Here is a 19,225-nt window from a genome sequence, read left to right as displayed (position 1 = left end):
TAACCGCCTTATTCCAATTTCCATCTTATTACCAGCAGCATCGCAGGGCAAACAGCATTTTCTAATCCTGACCGCAGGCAAAGAAAGGCTGCCTGAAACCCGGACCAATAGAAAAAAACCAGCCTGGCTACAGGCTGGTTTTTAAAAATCATTTGAAGATCAGGACCTTTCCGACTGTTCCGTCAGCACTTTCCCCTGTAACACGGAATTTCAGCCCTTCCTGCGGTACCTTGCGCCCCACATCTACAAGCCCTGGATTGCTGTAGTCAGAGCTGTCGTCGAATAACGGCGTTTGCTTTGTCTGGTTGTCCTTCAGGCTTAGCCCCTGGTTCAAATACTCAATCAGCATTTTGCTTGATTTATTCAGGCTGAATGCTGCATCATGCATCTGGATGCGATTGTTCGCAACTGAACCGTCATTCCATTTCAATGCATGCTGATCAGCATCCACGACTCCAAGATATCCCTCGCCCGGATGAATGCCAGTCCAATTGTCTGTGAAGGAATCATCGACATACCATACGACAAGGCCTTTATCATAGCTGATCAGGCTGTCGCCGCGGCGCACATGGGCAAGTCCTGCATCGACTCCATTGTGAGATCTCCATTCGAGAAGATAGTAATGGTCTGAATAAAATTTCCCTTGATCTTTAGTGAATCCTTCAAGCGAAAATGCGGAATCTCCTTCTGCATCATCCTTCAGGATTTCCTTCCCATCGGCAGTTACACTGATGTCGTCTACATAGAACCCTGGCATTGTGGCAGCCACATCAGTATAGTAATGGAACTTCACATCAATTTTCTTTCCTGCAAATGCAGACAGATCAAAGCTTCCATCCTTCCAGCCATTAGAATTCCCTGTAATGCCAAAGCCTGGATTTTGATTATTCGGGTCTGTATCGGTTGTAAGATTGCCCTCGATAGAAACCCATTCCTCAGTCCCCTGTTCACGAACCTGGATTGAAGCATAATCCCAATCTGTTTCGATATCATACCAGGCCTTGAAGGATAGCTCTGCCTGGGAAGCACCGGACAGGTCGATTGAAGCTGACATTGAATTATTCAGCTCGTCGCCGCTGCCGCTGAAATACTCATAAGAACCGCTCGCCGGTGTATTGACGATATTTTCCTTTTGCGGAAGGTCGATTCTGACCGCGTCATTGTTTTTCCCTTTGGTTACGCCCTCATCAAGGAGAACTTCCACTCCTTTAGAGGTGACGTCCTTAGATGAAATGGTTTCACCAGTAAGCCAGTTGCCTCCATGCCAGTTCTGAAGCATCAGTTTCGCATAGGCACTGAATCCTGTAGGCTCTGTACCCGGTACATCTCCTGCCCAGCTTCCGCTCGACATGATCGACCAATAGGCTACCGGCTCTCCCTGCCCTGTATACTGTGTGTCATACTCATCAGGCAGGCCGAGGTCATGTCCGTATTCATGAGCAAAGACACCCGCTGCCCCGTCTTCAGGTTCAATCGTGTAGTCCCAGGCTCCCAGGACGCCGCCCCATCGGTCGCTGTCTGATTTTGCCCCTTTTACTGCAACCGGACCAGCTCCAAGCTTTGAACGGTGGGACCAGATAGCATCCCCGCCAAGCGATCCTCCGCCTGCTTCTTCGCCGACGCCTGCATGGATGACCATAAGATGGTCGATAAGGCCGTCCGGCTCATTATAAACGCCGTCTCCATCATAATCGTCACGATCCCATTGATCATACTCAGTCAAGTTCACATTTGGATCCTGCGCCGCTTTATTCAATGCCTCCATCACAAGGTTTCTGGCAGCCTTATCATTACCGTCCGGTGCCGGCACATTCTCACCGTAATATTTAGCAGGGTGATCGGCTGTATACCAGCCGGCAACCTTCCCATCCACCGCGTAGCTTCCGCCGGACTGCTGCTCATAGTACTGCTTCATAGATACGAGGTTCTGGCCTGAAGGCCCTTCATAGCCATCTTCACCAAAGATCATATCCTGGAAATGTTCTAAAGGATAATCTTCATAGAACATATCAGACTCTTCTTTCGTAATGGAGCTGTGCTTATAGTCCGGGAACTCAATGGCAAGGACAAGGACTTTATCTTCCCTTGTTTCACCATCATAATTTTCCTTTTCAACAGGATCTACATGGGCCTTTTTTGCTTGTCCCAGCTTATTGCCTTTTCCGTTCTTCAGTCCGTTTCCTGATTTCCCTTTCTCCTGCTGTTCTGAGACATCCAGCTCTTTTCCTACTTTTCCAGCTGGAACCTTAGCTGCATTCTCTGCTTTAGCCTTAAGGAATTTCTTTAGAGCCTTATCTGCTTCCGTATGAGTAGCATTTTTTGAAATTTTACCCTGTTTTTTCAAAAGCTCTATTAATCTTTCATCATTGGCGATGCCTAAATCTGCCTGCGCTCCTGCATATGGGCTGGATACAGTATTATATGCCTGAACTTTTTGGACAGGTGTAAACGCCCCTGCTGAAAATACGCTCAGCCCCATAGCTGCAGCCAGTACAGCGGAAGCAGCTTTCTTTCTTCTTTTCATGCGATAGCCCCCTCTAAGTATTCTGACAAGTCTTAAAGTCGAAATTGTCTAATAACGAGTATACTTTTATTTCGGGGCCCGAACAATAGATCTTTATTACCATTATTTATATATTCGTATAATTTAAAATACCTATATTTCACATTTATACTTAGTTATTACAATGTATTTACTTTTTAACAGTTAAAGGTAAACTATACTAGAATTGTATATTATAACCAAAATAAAACTCCCCAAAAGGAGAGTTCAGTGATTATTTGCTAATTCCGGGTTCCGGTTCATCGCAGCAATAAGAAGCACACCGCTTATCAGCAATAAAAAGCTTGTTACATAAAAAACCGAGGAAAACCCGAAATAGCCGGAAAGGAAGCCGCCTAGGACCGGTCCGATAATATTGCCAAGAAAGCGGAGGCTTGTATTGTAGCCCAGCACCTCTCCCTGCATGCTGACAGGTGCTTCCTGGCGGATATAGGCAATCCTGACAGGAATGATGCCCCCAATGGCTATCCCCAAAAGGAAGCGGATGACAACAAGCTGCCAGATGTTATTCACAAAAGCTCCTGGGAGGTAAACGATAGCTGCCATAAACAGCAGAAACACCAGCACCTTCAGATAACCGGACTGATCCCCGATTTTCCCCCATTTTCTAGCCATGAGCAGATTACCGAGACCGGCTGCTGAAAAGGCAATCCCCGAGAAGAAGGCGATGTTCTCATGACCGTGAAGCTCGTTGACATACAGTGATAAAATCGGCTGAATGCTGAAGTGCGCAATCTGAATGAGCATGCTGATGAAAAGCACAGTCAAAAGGACCGGATTTGCTGCTATATGCTTGATGACCTCTTTGCTGGAGTAGCTCGTTTTGGAACCCTTTTTGAGTTCAACCTTGAATTCCTTCGTAAAAATAACAAGAACTGCTGAGATAAAAATGGAAATCGAGGTCCATTGAAAGGTTGTCGCGTACCCGAGCGAGTCAGCAAGGACCCCGCCGAGCATCGGGCCAAGCAGTGAACCGGTTATGCTTCCCGTCTGCAGGGTTCCCAGTACCCTTCCAGCAATCCGCTGCGGCGTCTGGGTAGAAATGAACGCCTGGGAAAGGGAAATAAAGCCTGTAAACATCCCCATAAACAATCGGAGCATGAAAAGCTGCCATACGCTTGTGACATAGCCCATCATAAAGATAGAGACCGCCATGCCAAAGCCGGAGATAAGCAGGATTTTTTTTCGCCCGTATTTATCCCCGATCCTTCCCCAAATCGGCGAAAAGAGAAAAGCAGTGACAAAAGTGATTGCAAATGTCCACCCTGACCATTGCTGGACATATTCCTCTGAAAAGTCCCCGAAAGTTTCTATATATAAAGAGATAAATGGCAAAACCATTGTCATGCTGGCTGCCACAAAAAAGTTGGCAAACCACATAATCATTAAATTTCTCTTTGCTGCCTGTTCCTGATTCATCCACTCCACTTCTTTCGTCTTTTGAATATTTCGTTATACTAAATATTATCATACCGAAATAATCTGATATTGGAAACAGATTTTCATATTATTTTCCACAATGTCTGAAAAACAAACAAAAGGACGCTGCAGCTGCAGCGCCCTTTCTAAAACTATATCAATTCAGCACCCATTTATCTTTGAGGAATAATGAGCGGGAGATAATGAATACAAGGACAATGGATACAGCTGTACTTGCAAGCGTCAGAAGGATATTCTCCATATTGACACTCCCGTGGAGCAGCTCATTGATCAGTGCATGGATGTTCACAAACGGGATCAGAAAGTGTTTCATAGTCAATTCATTGATGCCTACACCACTCAGGAAAAGAGTCGGCACGATCGCAAGCATCATGATAGGTGAAATATAATTCTGCGCTTCCTTTACCGTCTTTGCAATGATGCTGACGACCATTTGCAGCGCACCCATGAATAAGGCGAACAGCAGGGTGATCACAATTGTCACGGCGATGATCGTGAACGTATTGTCCCCGAACTCAAGTGCAGCCTTGAGTTTTTCGGTCAGGAAAATTGTTTCCAGTACGATTGCGGCTACTGAAACAATGCCGGCGATCATCCCGATTGTGGAGATTGCGAGCCATTTGGCAAACAGAAGCTTGATTCTGCTGACCGGTGTCATCAGCAATGCTTCCATTGTCTTTCTGTCTTTCTCGCCTGCAAATAAGTCTGAAGCAGCAGGATATGCACCGGATGCGATTGCAATCGTAATGACCATTGGCAGGAAGCCGGCAAGTATCCCGACAGAAGCAGCATTATCGTCTTCATTATTGATTTCACTTACCTGAACCACGATCGGTTGAGTAACTTGGGGATCGACCCCTGCAGCTGTCAGCCTCTCTGAAACCAGTGTATCGCTGTACTCATTCAAAGCCCCTTCCAGCTGTGACATCACATAAGCAGAGTTCTGGCTGAGAGAGTCACCTTTGATGACTGCGGTGCCTGGCTCCCCGCCTTCCGGATTTTCAAAGAATCGGCCGCCGAATTCAATGGCTGCATGCGCCTTCCCGTCTTTTACAGCCTTCCCGGGGTTGGCATACTCGCTCACCTCAAGGTTGGGAATGCCTGACACAAGCTCCTTAGCCTCTTCGCCTGCAGTGTCGCTGATGGCAAGCGTATAGGTTTCAGAACCGTCATCAGACATCATTTTCTCATAGAACAAGGTAAGGCCCGTCAGCAGAAGGATCGGGAGCAGGACGCTCAGGAGCAAAGTCCTCCGGTCCCTCAATATATCCTTCATTTCTTTTATATATATATTACGAAGCATATTCGTTCCCCCTCACCAATTTTGATTCAAAAATATAATTCAAATCTGAGCTTCCCTCTTCACGGTACAAATCCTCGAGTCCGCCCTTATAGACCATTTCACCTTTATGAATCATGACCACTGAGTCGCAGAGCATCTTCACTTCCTCCATAATGTGGCTGGAAAAGATGATTGTTTTCCCCTGCCTTTTAAGCGAGCTGACAAGCTGCCTGAATACATTTGAAGAAGTGATATCAAGGCCTGTTGTCGGTTCATCAAACAGAATGATTTCCGGATCATGGATTAGAGTCCTCGCAATGGCAACCTTTTGCCTCATCCCTTTGGAGAATCCGCCTACCTTCCTGTTCAGATAGTCTTTCATGCCAAACATCACTGCCAGCTCATCGATTCTGACCTTTGTTTCATGGCGCCCAAGACCATAGAGAGATGCAAAGTACTCCAGATTCTCCCTGGCCGTCAGGCGGTCATATAAGCCGGTTTCCCCGCCAAACAGAACACCCATCCGCTTCTTCACCTCATTAGGCTGTTTAACGGTATCAAAGCCGCCGACTGAAACGGCGCCCTCTGTCGGCGTGTACAGTGTGGCAATCGTCCTCAGCAGTGTTGTCTTCCCTGCTCCATTTTCACCGAGGAGGCCGACCACCTGGCCTTCTCCTACTGAAAGTGATATATGCTTCAGTGCAGTGACATGCACCTTTTTATCCTTGAATCTTTTCGTTACTTCCTTGATCTCGATCATTTTTTTTGGCTCCTTTCCTGCTCTCTTTGTAGCTTTATCTTACCTGTCTGAACGCTTCACCGCTTCCATTCTGTCGTAAAAATGCCATTTCCTGTCGCGAAAAGGATGTTTTCTGTCCAAATGATGGTAAAATAGAATCGTAATTTCATTGACGAGAGGCGAAACTATGATAAGAGTGGGACTGGTTGATGACCGGCCGATAGATTTAGACAAACTGTATGGAATCCTGTCCAGCATGGAAGGGGCAGAGATTGTTTTCTCAACTACCTCTGCAGAGGAAGCTTACGAACGGGTCAAAAGAGAGGAAATTGACCTCCTGATCGCGGATATTGAAATGCCTGGCCTTTCGGGATACGAACTGGCCGATATTATCCATACATACGCCCTGAATATTGCCGTCATTTTTGTGACAGGCACGAGCGGCTACGCGGTCCATGCCTTTGAACTGAATGTTCATGATTATATTATGAAGCCATTCACAAAAGACAGGCTTGAAAAAGCTGTCCTCCGATATATTGAAAAAAACCGGACAACGGAAATTTCCGGCCGGCTGTTTCTCAGGCAAAAAAGCGATATCCATATTATCCAGAAAAAAGATATTATCTTTATTGAGCGTTCCGGCCGCTCCACGACAATACATACAAAAATGGAACCTATCAAAACTTACCAGACTTTGAATGAGCTTGAAGGCGAGCTAAGGGAAAGAGATTTTATCCGTTCGCACCGTTCGTTCATCATTAATATCCATTATGTAAAGAACTTTTCTTTGTATGCGAAAAACTCCTATGTTGTTTTTTTTGATGGTACGTCAGAGAAGGCAATGATTACAAAAGAAAAGATAGATTATTTGCAGGATCACTATTTTTAACAGGCTTATGCCTAAATTTTGGTTAAAAAGGGGAAGATGGATTTTGCGCTCACAGATAAACAGCTCAGCGCCTGCCGTCCTTTATTCGGTGCTTTTATCCGCTGCCGGAGGGGGCTACTTTATACTCCTGGCACCGCAGTGGAAGCCGGTGATGACAGGCGCCTTGGCATTCCTTGTTTTTTCGGCCGTCCTTTTCCTGTCTGCAAAACTGAACTCCTCAAGCATCCATTCAGGCCTGGGAGCCTTATTTTTGATTCTTCAGATGCTTATCCTTCTGGCTGCAGTCCTGTCAGGCTCAAAGGCTGCTTTTGCAGCTGCAGCAGGAGCAGCAGTGCTGGCAGAAACAGCCAGATGGTACAGCGGAAAGATCATTGATTCCTCGGTTGGGCGCCTCGCAGAAAAGGAGATGGAGGTGCGGCAGCTAAATGATACCTTCCTCGCTGTCCGCAAGCAGCGGCATGATTTCCTGAAGCATGTCTCTGCTGTCCAGTATATGCTGGACAAAGGACAATTCAGCGAAGCAAAAGTATATTTCGGAGGGCTCCTTTCCGGATACGAAGAAGTAAATCTGGCCATCAAAGGGGAAAGCGGCCCTGTTGCCGGTGTGCTCCACCATATGCAAAAGAAGGCCGCTGAGGACGGCATAAGCATCCACTACGATCTGGAGATTCCCCTTTCTTCTCTTCCCATGAAAGATGAGGATATAGCCTCATTAGCCGGCAATATTCTGTCAAACAGCATTGAGGCGGCTGCTGCCTATAAAGCTGCCGGCTTTGAAGAAGCATATGCAAGGCTCCAGTTTTACAAAAGAAGCGGTCTTATGATTTTGACCTGCTCCAATAGCACACTGCCTGTCCCACAGTCTATCATAGACTCCTTGTTTGAAAGATTCGGCATGTCTAATAAAGAGGGGGAGCATGAAGGGCTTGGCACGAAGATCATTAAAGATATTGCCCTTTCCTATAGTGGCTTTCTGGACTATACCCATAAAGGGCATTCGTTTGAAGTTAAAATAAAGATTCCGCACATTTCCTAGCCTGGAACAAAAGCAAGCGCTTTGATCACCCTTAAGGAACACAGACTAAGAACGCTGCGTCCTGTGGCAGCGTCTGCATGACCAGCTCTGGGGGCCTCAGGACGAACCTCCCGGAATAGCATTCTTTGCGTTTTTCGGAGGTTTGGCTTGTGACCACGGCGCAGCTGCTGGACGCTGATCAAGAATTAATAACTTTCCGCAAGACTTACAATTTATAAATTCCTGCACAACAAGAAATCCCCCTATTCTCACAATGGGGGGATTTCTTTAATATTTATGGCAGCAGGCCAGCGCCTTTCCGGCACATTTTTTATTGGACAATGTGAATCCAGCCACTTGAAAGCCATTTTTTTGAAGCAGACGGATTCCCATATTCCGCTCAAGCGGTGAAGCGCAGATAAGATGAATCTTTCTTGCAGGAATGTCGCCGAGATTTCGGGCAATATAAGGGACAGGGAGATTCACAGCACCGGGGATACGTTCTTTATAGCCTTCATTATAATCCCTGATATCAAGGATTACATGCTCCCCGGGAATTTCATCCACCCTGCGGCACGGCACCTTAGAGACTGGAACATAACGATTATAAAAAGGAATCGCTGCCAAAAACAGAAAAATGATCAGCATATATATCATCTTTTTTGTACCTCATTGAAGTTAGTAATGTTTTCCGGTAATTCACATTAGATTGGTTTATCGGCACTTCGATCATATACGCCTTCAGGTATAAAATCAACTCAAATGTCTGCGGGTGCCTGTACTTTATTCTCATGAAAAAAGCCGGTTCAGCCCGGCTTTTTCAGATGATCATAAAATCTGTTTTCATCCTTCAAATGTCATTCATTTGCCCTTAGCCCAGAAAACAGTTTTTTTCCTTTTACGCTGCCATACTGCGGCAGATTTCAGCACATTTTAAGCAGGCATCCGCGCATCGCTGGCAATGCTCGTGTTCGTGCTTTTTGCACTCTTCTCCGCATGCCTCGCAAATATCGGCACAGACAGCGCAGATTTGTTTTGCAAATGGGCTGTCAGATTGCATTGCCTTCGCCGCAAATGCACAAAAATCTGCACACTCGCGGTCAAGCCTGATGCAGCGGGCCATCATCTTAACATCCTCTTCCTTCAGACAGGCATCAAAGCACATATTGCACGCTTCCATACATTCAAGACAAGCCTGTATACATTCTTCATAAACTGAGTTTGCCAATAGAATCCCTCCATTTTCTTTTTTCTACTAAACTGTTACCACTAAAAATAGAAATAAAACAAACAGGCAGCCAAATTGGCTGCCCTGGAAGTCATCTCCGTCTGTTCAGTTCTTCCTCTGATAAGATGCCCATACTCTTTACATGCGCCCTTGCTTCTTCATCTCCAAGCTGGTAGATCAGTGCATATGCCTGTTCAATCGTGGCATCATATTCATCATTCTGAGGATCTTTATGATATTCAAGGAAAGGAATATGCGAGCGTACGAATGTTTTTAAATCCGCATTATAGTTGATATTTAAATATTTTGCCAGCTGGTGGATTTCCTCGTCATCTGCAAAGACCCTGAATTGCCAGTCCTCCCCTTCTGCTTTTCCTGGATGGATTTGGCCATTCTCGATATCAATATAATAATCTTTCTTCTCTTCCATCATCTCAACTCCTGGCTTTTTTTATGCCTTTACCACACAGAAAGCCATGGCTAAACCAGAGTATGCCCATTCCGTCAGCAGCTGCGCCGTTTCAATAACCTTTTATACAGAAAAGCTGCCCCATTTAATACGGGTTCAGGGAATCTTTTAGGAAACAAAGGCTTGAAATAGAACTTGCAGAAAAAATATTTAAGGTCTTCCCATTGCCTGCAGGTGCTGGCCTGCCTGAATCTTGCTACATCGATCAGCATGATTTCCCCAGCTGCCGTTTTAAAGAGATTCTTGAGATGGATGTCAGAAGGATTCAGCCCTTTAGCACGGGCAAGCCCAAGCGCCGCATCCACTCTTGCAATATCGTCCGGAGTTATTTGGGTTCCGTTTGTAAGGCATTCAAAAAAGGTTTGCCCTTCAATATAGTCAATGACAATATAGTTATCCCCTTTTTCATGCAATCGCGGATAAAACACGCTCCCCTCGAGCTGCCCGTAAATCTCAGCCTCCTCCAGGGCAATATGGCTGAATGCCGGGGCAAATACCTTCAATGCCATTTCTGTCCCGGCAATCCTGAAAACGGCTGCACTCCTGCCCGTTCCTGCATGAAGGAGGGCTTCATCTTTTTCTGTATGTCTGATTGGATTTTCGGCAATAAGGACGCTTTCAGCGAGCCTTTCATACTTTTTCTGCGGCATAGAAGTTCCTCCTCCTGATTTACGGGCTCTACCAAATGGCAGAGCCAGCCCCTCCTAGTAAAGATGTATTCCCGAACCTCTCTCAATAGTCTAGCTGATGCCAGACAGCGCAATTTCCACGACAAAAAAAGGCATCATGACCGTTTGCCGGGCCATAATGCCTCTATAAATAAAAGAGACCCATACCAAACAAACGTGGTAAAGGTCTCGCAAACAATCAATGATTGCCAGCATAGCCGGGGCCACCTGCCCGTATTGACGGCCATGCTTATCTGCTACTCCCCTTTAAAAAAAGGAAATCAATTTATATAGACTTATTTTACAAAAGAAGACTGTTTAAGTCAAACAGCCTCCTCAACCCATCTACTAATGGCAATGCGGGCAGTGCTTACGGTTCAGCCAGTGGGGCATGAAGCCTTCTTCTTTCATTTTTTCGTGCCTTTTTTCCAGATGCTTGACCATTTCCTGTGCCTGGTCAGCAGTGATGGCACCAAACTCCGCATACTTCATGATTACTTTTTTCCTTGCCTCCAGGACATCCGTCTGGAGCGCTTCTATTTCCTTCACCTGCGCCTCAGTCAGCTGCTTCCGCTGTTCGCTGCCAGTACCTTCTGCCTGTACCATTCCAGCAGCCTGCCCAAGAAAAAGTGCGCATAGAAGCACGAGGCTAAGCTTTTTTAACATGATCTTCACTCCTTTTTTTGTTTGGATATATTTTTACCTCTAATAAACAAATCCATGAATGGAAAAAATTAGAGTGAATCTTTCAACCACTTATCTTTTTGTAAAGCTTATGTAAAGGCACTTAAATTCCATTTAGAAATTGTTATACTTTCAATATCGGATCCCGATATTGAACTTCGATATTAAGATAGGAGCTGGGAAAGTGGAAGATAAAATTCTGCGCAAATTATTCTTGGGCTTTATCCATATCCATATCCTCCACCATTCCCTGGAAGAACCGATTTATGGAGCATGGATGCTGGAAGAGCTGAAAGAGCATGGCTACTCGATAAGCTCCGGCACATTGTATCCCATCCTTCACGGGATGGAATCAGATGGCCTGCTTATGAAGGAAAACCGGAATGTGGATGGCAAAATCCGAAAGTACTATGCGGCTACCCCAAAAGGGCAGACGGTTTTGGAAGAGGCCAGGAAAAAGGCTTATGAGCTTTTTAAAGAAATCAAGGATTGATTGGCGAAAGGAGAGACGAAAAGATGAATACAGAAAGTAAATATACCATCCGTACATTCATTGAGATACTGCTAGTTTCGGCCAAGCTTGGCCTGACATCATTTGGCGGTCCTATTGCCCACTTGGGCTATTTTCATGAAGAGTATGTCAGAAGGCGGAAGTGGATGGATGAGCAAAGCTATGCTGATCTTGTAGCTCTTTGCCAGTTCCTGCCTGGCCCTGCAAGCAGCCAGGTAGGCATGGGGATCGGCTTTGCCAGAGGTGGCCTGATCGGAGGTTTTCTTGCCTTTATAGGCTTTACCCTTCCTTCCGTTATAGCACTGATTTTCTTCGCACTTCTGATGGATGGCCTGGACGCAGCCGATTCCGGCTGGATCCATGGTTTGAAAATTGTAGCCGTTGCTGTGGTGGCGCATGCCATCATGGGCATGGCGTCAAAGCTTGCACCTGATCTGAAGAGGAAGGCCATCGTCCTTCTTGCCCTGACAGCAGCCTTATTGTGGCAAACTGCCATTTCCCAGATTTCAATCATCTTAGCTGCGGGGATTGCCGGTTTTGTCCTTTATAGAAACCACTCGCAGGAAGAAAAGGCACCAATGCCGTTTCCGATTTCAAAAAAGACAGGCGCAGCGGCACTGTCATTATTTTTCGGCCTGCTCATCATCCTTCCGATTCTGCGGGAAGCCACTTCTTTAAACTGGATTGCTATGTTTGACAGCTTTTACCGCTCCGGCTCACTCGTATTTGGCGGCGGACACGTTGTGCTTCCCCTCCTTGAGCGGGAGTTTGTTCCTGGCGGCTGGCTGACAGAAGAAGCCTTTCTTGCCGGATATGGCGCTGCTCAGGCGGTGCCTGGCCCGCTCTTCACCTTTGCTTCTTATATCGGGGCCGTAATCAGCGGCTGGCAGGGCGGTCTCCTGGCGACTGCCGCTATATTCCTCCCTGCCTTTTTATTGATTGCCGGTGCACTGCCATTCTGGGCCAGGCTGCGCAGCAACCCAAAGGCTGCCAGTGTATTGATGGGGGTCAATGCGGCAGTGGTAGGCATCCTGATCGCCGCCTTCTATAACCCGATCTGGACGAGCTCCATCCTGGAGCCGGCAGACTTCGCATTCGCAAGCATCCTTTTTGCCATGCTTGCCTACTGGAAGCTGCCTCCATGGATTGTCGTACTAACCGGGGCAGCCGGCGGTGCTTTATTAGGGCTTCTCTAGGTGCAGTTCTTCAGTTGAATAGAAAAAAAGAGGCAGCGGGGGATTCCCGCTGCCTCTTCAATCTGCTTATTCAGCAGCTGCTGTTTTCTTTTTTCCTCTTCTCTTCAGCTTCATTAAGCTTTCGTACACAATCGGTACAATCAGCAATGTAAGAAGCGTAGAGCTAGTGAGTCCGCCTATTACGGTCACACCAAGTCCTTTGGAAATCAGGCCGCTTCCTTCAAGGCCGACTGCGAGCGGCGCCAATGCCCCGATTGTTGCGATGGCTGTCATCAGGATTGGACGAAGCCTTGTACCGGCTGCTTCCAGAAGCGCTTCCCGTGTCGGCAGGCCTTCCTGTTCTTTATGGATGACGCGGTCAATCAGAACGATTGCATTGGTCACAACAATTCCGATCAGCATCAATGCCCCGATCATTGCAGATACGCTCAAGGTCTCACCGGCAATCAATAGTCCTACAAGAGCTCCGATGATCGTGAACGGCAATGAGAACAGAATGGCAAATGGCGCAAGCCCGCCGCCAAAAGTGATGACCAGAACGAGATATACGATCGCAATGGCAGCAAGCATCGCAAGCCCTAGCTGTGTAAAGGATTCATTAATATCCTCGGTTACACCGCCCATTGAAATCTCAACATTAGAAGGCAAATCAAGCTTATCAGCTTCCGCATTCACATCTGCAGAAACTTTTGCAACATCCTTCGCTGTAATCTCTCCGCTGACATCAGCGTAAATCCGGCCGTCCTGTCTTGTAATCGTATCAGAAGTCGTTCCTTCCTGAATTTCGACTACATCTTTGATCGGCACCTCAATTCCCAGTGGAGACTGAATCGTCTGGTCTGTAAGATCATCAATATTCTGGTAGGATTCTGTCTCCATTTCAACATAAACGTTTACTTCTTCGTTATCATAGTCGATCGTCGTCAGCACCTGGCGCTGGCCTGTGTTGGAAAGGCCCATGCCAATCTGTGCTGCAGACAGTCCCAGGCTGCTCAATTTCTCCTGGTCAGCTACTAGCGTGTATTCTTCATACGTATCAGAGATGCTTGTTTTGACATTTGTCAAAGAATCATTGTCTTTAAAGATGCCTTCAAGTTCGGAGATGACCGGCTCAATATCATCCATGCTGTCTCCGTATACCTGCATGGAAAGCGCGCTGCTTCCACCCATGCCGGAGAAATCCTGGCTTGCCCATTCTCCTTTATCAGCCGTACCTTTCAGCTCTTCAATTACATCCTCTTTTTCTTTATCAAAATTCTCTTTGCTGTCTTCATATTCTACAAAGAACATAGCGGAATTGGACTGGCCGGGGTTCATCGGATTTTCTCCGCCCACAGAGAACTGCAGATTTTTTACTCCGTCCCTGTCAAGAAGCATTTCTTCTGCGCGGCCGGCAATTTCCTCTACCTCTTCAAGTGTCTGGCCCGGCTCCGGTTTATATGTTGCAATCACCATTTTCTGCTCATCGGCAGGCAGGAAAGAGACACCGATTACCGGTACAAGGAATAAGCTTCCGACCAGCATCAGTATGGCAATTCCTGAGGTAATGATTTTGTGGTTCAATGCCCAGTTAAGGACCTTCCGGTAGCCTGAAGCAAGCTTGCCGGGCTTTTCTTCATCCTGATGCTGATGCTTGGCCGGCAATCCGTTCTTAAAGAACGTATGGGCCATCATCGGCACAATCGTAATCGCTACAAGAAGCGATGCAAGCAAGGCAAATACAACGGTAAGGGCGAACGGAAGGAACAGCTCCCCAACCGTGCCTTTAACCAATCCAAGCGGGAGGAATACCGCAATGGTTACAATGGTTGAAGACAGGATCGGCATAAACATTTCCTTCGTTGCCGAAACAATCAATTCCCGTCCTGACAGCTCTTCACCTTTAAGGCTCATCCGGCGGAAAATATTTTCAATGACGACGATTGAATCATCGATTACACGGCCGATGGCCACAGTCATTGCACCCAAAGTCATAATGTTCAGCGTGATATCCATCTGTTTCAGCAGAAGTATCGCAATAAGCAGCGACAATGGAATTGAAATGACCGAAATGATCGTCGTCCTGAAATTGCGCAGGAACAGAAGAATGATGATCATAGCAAAAATTGCCCCAAATACGGCTTTGCTCAGCATCGTTTCAACAGATTCTTCGATTGGCTCTCCCTGGTCAAAGATCGGCGTTACCTTCAGGCCATCAATCTCTTTTTCAAGCTCTGAAAGCTGGGCCTTTACATCATTGACAACTTCAACCGTATTTGCATCGGCCGCTTTAACAATCTGTACGCCGATTGATGTTTCGCCATTTGTCCTTGAAATCGATTCTGCTTTGCCGACCACTTCAATAGTGGCGATATCCTGAAGCTCCACAGTCGGAATTCCCGCTGCTGCACCAGCCTGGGCCTGGCCTGCGCCCTGCTGTGCACCTGCACCCGGTGCAGCACCCTGCTGCTGTCCTGCAGCCTGCTGTCCGCTTTCAGCCGGAGCTCCCTGAGCCTGCTGGCCGGCTCCCTGCGGAACAGCCGGAATCTTCATCTGTTTTAAGTCATCTATTGTAGAGATATTTCCATCAATAACAACCGATTTTTCTGTATTTTCAAATGTATACAATCCCAGCGGGAAAGAAACATCAGAACCTTTGATGATATTCTTGACTGTTTCTTCATCCAGTCCATACTCTGCCATCTTTTCCTTGTCAAACGAGAGCTGGGCTTCCTGAAGCTGCTGACCTGATATCTGGACAGTGGAAACTCCATCTAACCCTTCGAGCTCAGGCACAATCTGCTCCTCGGCCATTTTTGTCAGCTCAGGCAAAGATTTTTTCTCATCAGAGATGCTCAGGGACATGATTGGGAAGGCATCAAGGCTGAGGCGGGAAACACCCGGCTCCTGGACACCGTCTGGAAATTCAATGCTGTCCAGCGCTTCCTTCACTTCTTCCTGTGCTTTATCCATATCTTTGTCAAAATTGTATTGAATCTGAACCGATGAAGCATTCTGGAATGAAGAAGAGCTTACTACTGACACTCCTTCAAGATTTTGAACCCTCTTTTCAATCGGTTCTGAAATTTCATCTGCCACCTGTTCCGGAGTGGCACCCGGATAGACCGTCATCACCGAAACAAGCGGGGTCGAAATGCTCGGGATGGTTTCCATTTTCATGTTCAGCCCGGAATACAAGCCTGCTGCCGTAATAATAATCGTCAGAAGCCAGACAGCAAATTTGTTTTTCAGGGAAAACTGGATAATGCTTTTCATACGTCCTCTCCTTGCTATAATTGATTTAATTAACTTTTTATATTATGATGTGACTGACTGGTCACTCCAGTGCCTAGCATAACTGACTGACCGGTCATACGTCAAGTTTTACCATAGGTTAAAAATGTGGCGATATTGTGACTGGCAGCAGGACGCTGCAGTTTCTATAAACGGCTTTAAGAAACCCAGACAGGGAGGTTGTTATCATTGAAGGAAAAAGAAAAACTGATACTTGATTCCGCTAAAAAACTATTTGCCAAAAAGGGCTTCAGCTCAACCTCCATCCAGGAAATTGTCAATGATACAGGGATATCAAAGGGAGCCTTCTATCTTTATTTCAAGTCAAAGGAAGAACTCCTCCATGCTATTTTCAACAATAGCTTCGATGAACTGCATGCAGAAATATTTGTGTTTGAAAACAGGGACCTGGAGCCCCGCGAGAAATTCATCAGCCAGCTGAGTTCTCTTTTCAATACATTTGCCACGCATAAAGACTTTATGATTATGCTCACACGGGAGCAGGCGCTGCCAAGGGATGAAGGACTGAAGGAGCTGATATTCGCACGGATCATAGAGGTGCATCAATTTTACAGAAATGGCCTGTCTTCCATCTATGGTGAGAAAATCACTCCATATCTATGGGATCTCTCCATGATGATTGAAGGCATGTTCCACCCATTCTTTAAAATTCTCATGCATGATCCTGAAAACTTCAAAGCAGATGGTGTTGCTGAGTATATCATGCGAAGGATGGACAGCATTGTCGGCGGCATCCTGCAGGAAGAGCCGATCATTTCGGAGGAAAAAAATGCAGCACTGCTTGAAGCAGCCAAAGAAATGCTCGCCGGGCACAGGGGCACTTTAAATGCTGCTGTGAAAAACATGAAAAAGGAAACGTTGTCAGGCAGGCATAAAGAAGATCTGGCGGTGTCCATGGAAGTGCTGGAAGCAGAAATTTTGAGCAGCAGCCCAAGGGTCCCGGTCATCCAGGGCATGCTGTCGAATTTCAAAGGCATCAGGGAATTTGATTCCTATGTCTCTGTGATTGCAGCGCATTTTCATATAAACCTGTGATGGAGCAGCGGTTCAGGCAGGGAGCGCTGTGTAAGAGCAGTGCAGATATCCCCTCAAACACCAAAAAGCTTCAACCAAAAAAGGCAGGAGAATGCATCATTTGACGCATCTTCCTGCCTTTATACTTTTGCTTTATCTTTATCGTATACGGTCTCCTGGAATTCCTTCCATAGTCTCAGCTGTTCGGAATACAGCCCAAATTCTTTTTTATTCCTGCAGTCCAGCGACTGATTGACTTTGTAGCTCAAATGGTTGATCTTTAATGCCAGGTCAAAGAATGAGCACATCTTTCCGGTCAGATAATAATCTTCCAAGTCGGCAATAGACATATATACCTGCCGCTCTCCATTAATATCTATTAAAAAGAACCATCCCAGAAGGTCAACATACTTTCTCTCACACGTTATGGCCAAGACATCGCCCTTTTTCAGATCGAGCGGGCCGGAGGCTTTAGCCGCACAGCACGCCCTGCAGACAGGATATTCATGCCTGAAAGCTTCCAATACCGCAAACTGATGATTCAATACCAGTCCCTCCTATCAATGATTTTAAAATTATGTACTAAAGCGGGACTGCAGAGGGGGTTTGGCAGGTCAGCCCCGCTTTAAATGATATTGATTCTCAATACCACTGAGTTTATTATAATTGATATTGATTATCAATGTCAATCAGAGGACCAACATTTTTTCAGATTTCCCTTGAACAGCTTCCAGCAAAACAAAAAAGCCGCACCCTCAAAAGGATGCGGCTTTCAATGGACCCGGCGGGATTTCAACCCGCAAGATGCACAGTTTTTTTCACTGGAAAAAACCGGCTGCTCTTTGCATTGAGCTACAGGCACCATTGTTATTATGTTTTCCAATAAAAAAAACTTTATACATAAGAAGAATGCCGCGGCAAACGCGGCACCCCCTGGATGATTATTTTATGAAAAACAGAAGCCCGGAAAAAGGACGTTTTTTCTTGTCCGTCACTTTTATTTCATCTGCCAGGATCTTTTCCTGGTTTTCCTCAATCCACTTTTTGACTTCCATCTTATTTTCGCATGTTGTATGATACATTTCACCGCTTTTTCCTGATGCGTTGATGACATATCTGCAGCTGGTATTCCCCATGCAAAACCACCCTAATAATGATTTTTTCACTCATTATAGCAGGTTCTAAAAATAATGCATCCATCTTTTATCCTGCCTTTTACCTGTTGATTTATAGCTGATTTCCCAGAATTATTAAAGGCAAAATCTTCTACTGTCCCTGGTTCAGAGTTTCGCTCCAGTCAAGGATGGCGTCGCCTTCCAGATATCTTTCGGCATCAAGGGCAGCCATACAGCCGGTTCCTGCCGCGGTGATTGCCTGCCGGTACCTTTTATCCTGGACATCTCCGCAGGCAAATACCCCTTTGATATTCGTCTCTGTCGTGCCCGGCTTCACGGTGATATAGCCAGACTCATCCAGGTCGATCTGGCTGCCGAGGAATCCTGTATTGGGCCTGTGGCCAATCGCAACAAAGATGCCATCCGTTTCAAGGATTTCTTCTTCGCCCGTTTCATTATTCAGCACTTTAAGGCCGGTCACCTTTTCAGATTCTGAAAGGACCTCAACAGGAGTCCTGTTCAACTTCCAGCTGATTTTCTGATTTTCTCTTGCCCTGTCCTGCATAATCTTTGAAGCCCGAAGCTCATCCCTGCGGTGGACAACGGTCACATTGTCAGCAAATTTAGTGAGGAAGTTGGCTTCTTCCATCGCAGAATCCCCGCCGCCGATGATCAGGACTTTTTTTCCGCGGAAAAAGAAGCCGTCACAAGTGGCACAGGTGCTGACTCCCTTGCCGATATTATCTTTCTCGCCCGGGATGTTCATAAGCTTGGCAGAGGCGCCCGTTGAAAGAATGACTGATTCCGCTTCAATTTCTCCAATCCCGTCAGCCTTCATCCGGAACGGCTTTTTTGAGAAATCAGCTTCTGTCACCCATCCTCTCTTAAAGACAGCGCCAAAGCGTTCAGCCTGCTTTTTCATATTTTCCATCAGTTCAGGACCCATGATTCCATCAGTGAAACCCGGGAAGTTCTCAACCTCTGTCGTCAGTGTCAGCTGCCCTCCAGGCTGATCGCCCTCAATGATTACCGGATTCATATTGGCACGGGCCAAATAGATTGCTGCAGTCAGGCCGGCCGGTCCGGTTCCCAAGATTACTACCTTTTCCATATGATCA

The 19,225-nt window shown here is 46.4% G+C and carries 18 protein-coding genes; 5 read left to right on the top strand and 13 right to left on the bottom strand.

Annotated features, from left to right (window positions below):
• Nucleotides 1-148: 148 nt before the first annotated feature.
• From LCM00_RS07355 to LCM00_RS07340, 4 genes are all read right to left on the bottom strand, one after another.
• Nucleotides 149-2,524 carry an immune inhibitor A domain-containing protein gene (locus LCM00_RS07355; protein WP_224899572.1) on the bottom strand — a complete coding sequence of 792 codons (2,376 nt, stop codon included), beginning with the start codon at nucleotides 2,522-2,524 and terminating at the stop codon, nucleotides 149-151.
• A 246-nt stretch (nucleotides 2,525-2,770) separates the two neighbouring features.
• Nucleotides 2,771-3,982 carry an MFS transporter gene (locus LCM00_RS07350; RefSeq protein ID WP_224899570.1) on the bottom strand — a complete coding sequence of 404 codons (1,212 nt, stop codon included), beginning with the start codon at nucleotides 3,980-3,982 and terminating at the stop codon, nucleotides 2,771-2,773.
• 157 nt (nucleotides 3,983-4,139) lie between these two features.
• Nucleotides 4,140-5,306 (bottom strand): ABC transporter permease, encoded by a 1,167-nt coding sequence (locus LCM00_RS07345; RefSeq protein ID WP_224899568.1) that lies wholly within the window; start codon nucleotides 5,304-5,306, stop codon nucleotides 4,140-4,142.
• Nucleotides 5,296-6,045, bottom strand: a complete 750-nt coding sequence (locus LCM00_RS07340) for an ATP-binding cassette domain-containing protein (RefSeq protein ID WP_224899565.1) — start codon at nucleotides 6,043-6,045, stop codon at nucleotides 5,296-5,298. The genes LCM00_RS07345 and LCM00_RS07340 overlap by 11 nt, the downstream gene beginning before the upstream one ends.
• Before the next feature lie 166 nt (nucleotides 6,046-6,211).
• Between LCM00_RS07340 and LCM00_RS07335 the strand changes: the two genes are divergently transcribed.
• Together LCM00_RS07335 and LCM00_RS07330 are read left to right on the top strand one after the other, a co-directional pair.
• Nucleotides 6,212-6,913: a LytR/AlgR family response regulator transcription factor gene (locus tag LCM00_RS07335; protein WP_224899562.1), complete on the top strand. Its 702-nt coding sequence runs from the start codon at nucleotides 6,212-6,214 to the stop codon at nucleotides 6,911-6,913.
• Nucleotides 6,914-6,956: 43 nt separating this feature from the next.
• Complete coding sequence (locus LCM00_RS07330) at nucleotides 6,957-7,949, top strand: sensor histidine kinase (protein WP_224899559.1); 993 nt, start codon at nucleotides 6,957-6,959, stop codon at nucleotides 7,947-7,949.
• A 267-nt stretch (nucleotides 7,950-8,216) separates the two neighbouring features.
• On the opposite strand, the gene LCM00_RS07325 is transcribed toward LCM00_RS07330, so the two are convergent.
• The 5 genes from LCM00_RS07325 to LCM00_RS07305 all read right to left on the bottom strand — a co-directional run bounded on the left by LCM00_RS07325 (nucleotide 8,217) and on the right by LCM00_RS07305 (nucleotide 10,959).
• Nucleotides 8,217-8,576, bottom strand: a complete 360-nt coding sequence (locus tag LCM00_RS07325) for a rhodanese-like domain-containing protein (protein WP_224899555.1) — start codon at nucleotides 8,574-8,576, stop codon at nucleotides 8,217-8,219.
• Between the two features lie 250 nt (nucleotides 8,577-8,826).
• The gene (locus LCM00_RS07320) at nucleotides 8,827-9,156 is read right to left on the bottom strand and encodes a four-helix bundle copper-binding protein (protein WP_224899552.1); all 330 of its coding nucleotides are present in this window, start codon (nucleotides 9,154-9,156) and stop codon (nucleotides 8,827-8,829) included.
• Nucleotides 9,157-9,247: 91 nt separating this feature from the next.
• Nucleotides 9,248-9,586: a hydrolase gene (locus LCM00_RS07315; RefSeq protein ID WP_224899549.1), complete on the bottom strand. Its 339-nt coding sequence runs from the start codon at nucleotides 9,584-9,586 to the stop codon at nucleotides 9,248-9,250.
• A gap of 74 nt (nucleotides 9,587-9,660) precedes the next feature.
• The gene (locus LCM00_RS07310; RefSeq protein WP_224899546.1) at nucleotides 9,661-10,275 is read right to left on the bottom strand and encodes a protein kinase family protein; all 615 of its coding nucleotides are present in this window, start codon (nucleotides 10,273-10,275) and stop codon (nucleotides 9,661-9,663) included.
• Between the two features lie 366 nt (nucleotides 10,276-10,641).
• The gene (locus tag LCM00_RS07305) at nucleotides 10,642-10,959 is read right to left on the bottom strand and encodes a YckD family protein (protein WP_224899543.1); all 318 of its coding nucleotides are present in this window, start codon (nucleotides 10,957-10,959) and stop codon (nucleotides 10,642-10,644) included.
• A gap of 202 nt (nucleotides 10,960-11,161) precedes the next feature.
• Between LCM00_RS07305 and LCM00_RS07300 the strand changes: the two genes are divergently transcribed.
• Nucleotides 11,162-11,470 carry a PadR family transcriptional regulator gene (locus LCM00_RS07300; RefSeq protein ID WP_224899540.1) on the top strand — a complete coding sequence of 103 codons (309 nt, stop codon included), beginning with the start codon at nucleotides 11,162-11,164 and terminating at the stop codon, nucleotides 11,468-11,470.
• 23 nt (nucleotides 11,471-11,493) lie between these two features.
• Nucleotides 11,494-12,684 carry a chromate transporter gene (locus tag LCM00_RS07295; RefSeq protein WP_224899538.1) on the top strand — a complete coding sequence of 397 codons (1,191 nt, stop codon included), beginning with the start codon at nucleotides 11,494-11,496 and terminating at the stop codon, nucleotides 12,682-12,684.
• Between the two features lie 66 nt (nucleotides 12,685-12,750).
• Here the strand turns inward: LCM00_RS07295 and LCM00_RS07290 are convergent, their stop codons facing one another.
• Nucleotides 12,751-15,939 carry an efflux RND transporter permease subunit gene (locus tag LCM00_RS07290; RefSeq protein ID WP_224899535.1) on the bottom strand — a complete coding sequence of 1,063 codons (3,189 nt, stop codon included), beginning with the start codon at nucleotides 15,937-15,939 and terminating at the stop codon, nucleotides 12,751-12,753.
• A gap of 207 nt (nucleotides 15,940-16,146) precedes the next feature.
• Here LCM00_RS07290 and LCM00_RS07285 point away from each other — a divergent pair, with 207 nt between their 5' ends.
• Nucleotides 16,147-17,013: a TetR/AcrR family transcriptional regulator gene (locus tag LCM00_RS07285; RefSeq protein ID WP_224899532.1), complete on the top strand. Its 867-nt coding sequence runs from the start codon at nucleotides 16,147-16,149 to the stop codon at nucleotides 17,011-17,013.
• A 119-nt stretch (nucleotides 17,014-17,132) separates the two neighbouring features.
• Here the strand turns inward: LCM00_RS07285 and LCM00_RS07280 are convergent, their stop codons facing one another.
• The 3 genes from LCM00_RS07280 to trxB form a co-directional block, all read right to left on the bottom strand.
• Entirely contained in the window at nucleotides 17,133-17,537 is a 405-nt protein-coding gene (locus LCM00_RS07280) for a hypothetical protein (protein ID WP_224899529.1), read from the bottom strand.
• A 396-nt stretch (nucleotides 17,538-17,933) separates the two neighbouring features.
• Nucleotides 17,934-18,128, bottom strand: a complete 195-nt coding sequence (locus LCM00_RS07275) for a hypothetical protein (RefSeq protein WP_224899526.1) — start codon at nucleotides 18,126-18,128, stop codon at nucleotides 17,934-17,936.
• A 130-nt stretch (nucleotides 18,129-18,258) separates the two neighbouring features.
• Nucleotides 18,259-19,218, bottom strand: coding sequence for a thioredoxin-disulfide reductase (trxB, locus tag LCM00_RS07270; protein WP_224899523.1), 960 nt, complete (start codon nucleotides 19,216-19,218; stop codon nucleotides 18,259-18,261).
• Nucleotides 19,219-19,225 lie beyond the last annotated feature (7 nt).

Origin of the sequence: Bacillus infantis, assembly GCF_020171945.1 — a bacterium.
GTDB classification, from domain to species: domain Bacteria; phylum Bacillota; class Bacilli; order Bacillales; family Cytobacillaceae; genus Bacillus_AB; species Bacillus_AB infantis_A.
Note: the sequence above shows the minus strand (reverse complement) of the source record. Positions and strands in the feature narration are given on the sequence as shown.

Coding starts and splice junctions, on each gene's coding strand:
- LCM00_RS07355 (WP_224899572.1), bottom strand. CDS start 2,524: ATGAAAAGAAGAAAGAAAGCTGCTTCCGCTGTACTGGCTGCAGCTATG.
- LCM00_RS07350 (WP_224899570.1), bottom strand. CDS start 3,982: ATGAATCAGGAACAGGCAGCAAAGAGAAATTTAATGATTATGTGGTTT.
- LCM00_RS07345 (WP_224899568.1), bottom strand. CDS start 5,306: ATGCTTCGTAATATATATATAAAAGAAATGAAGGATATATTGAGGGAC.
- LCM00_RS07340 (WP_224899565.1), bottom strand. CDS start 6,045: ATGATCGAGATCAAGGAAGTAACGAAAAGATTCAAGGATAAAAAGGTG.
- LCM00_RS07335 (WP_224899562.1), top strand. CDS start 6,212: ATGATAAGAGTGGGACTGGTTGATGACCGGCCGATAGATTTAGACAAA.
- LCM00_RS07325 (WP_224899555.1), bottom strand. CDS start 8,576: ATGCTGATCATTTTTCTGTTTTTGGCAGCGATTCCTTTTTATAATCGT.
- LCM00_RS07315 (WP_224899549.1), bottom strand. CDS start 9,586: ATGGAAGAGAAGAAAGATTATTATATTGATATCGAGAATGGCCAAATC.
- LCM00_RS07310 (WP_224899546.1), bottom strand. CDS start 10,275: ATGCCGCAGAAAAAGTATGAAAGGCTCGCTGAAAGCGTCCTTATTGCC.
- LCM00_RS07305 (WP_224899543.1), bottom strand. CDS start 10,959: ATGTTAAAAAAGCTTAGCCTCGTGCTTCTATGCGCACTTTTTCTTGGG.
- LCM00_RS07295 (WP_224899538.1), top strand. CDS start 11,494: ATGAATACAGAAAGTAAATATACCATCCGTACATTCATTGAGATACTG.
- LCM00_RS07290 (WP_224899535.1), bottom strand. CDS start 15,939: ATGAAAAGCATTATCCAGTTTTCCCTGAAAAACAAATTTGCTGTCTGG.
- LCM00_RS07275 (WP_224899526.1), bottom strand. CDS start 18,128: ATGGGGAATACCAGCTGCAGATATGTCATCAACGCATCAGGAAAAAGC.
- trxB (WP_224899523.1), bottom strand. CDS start 19,218: ATGGAAAAGGTAGTAATCTTGGGAACCGGACCGGCCGGCCTGACTGCA.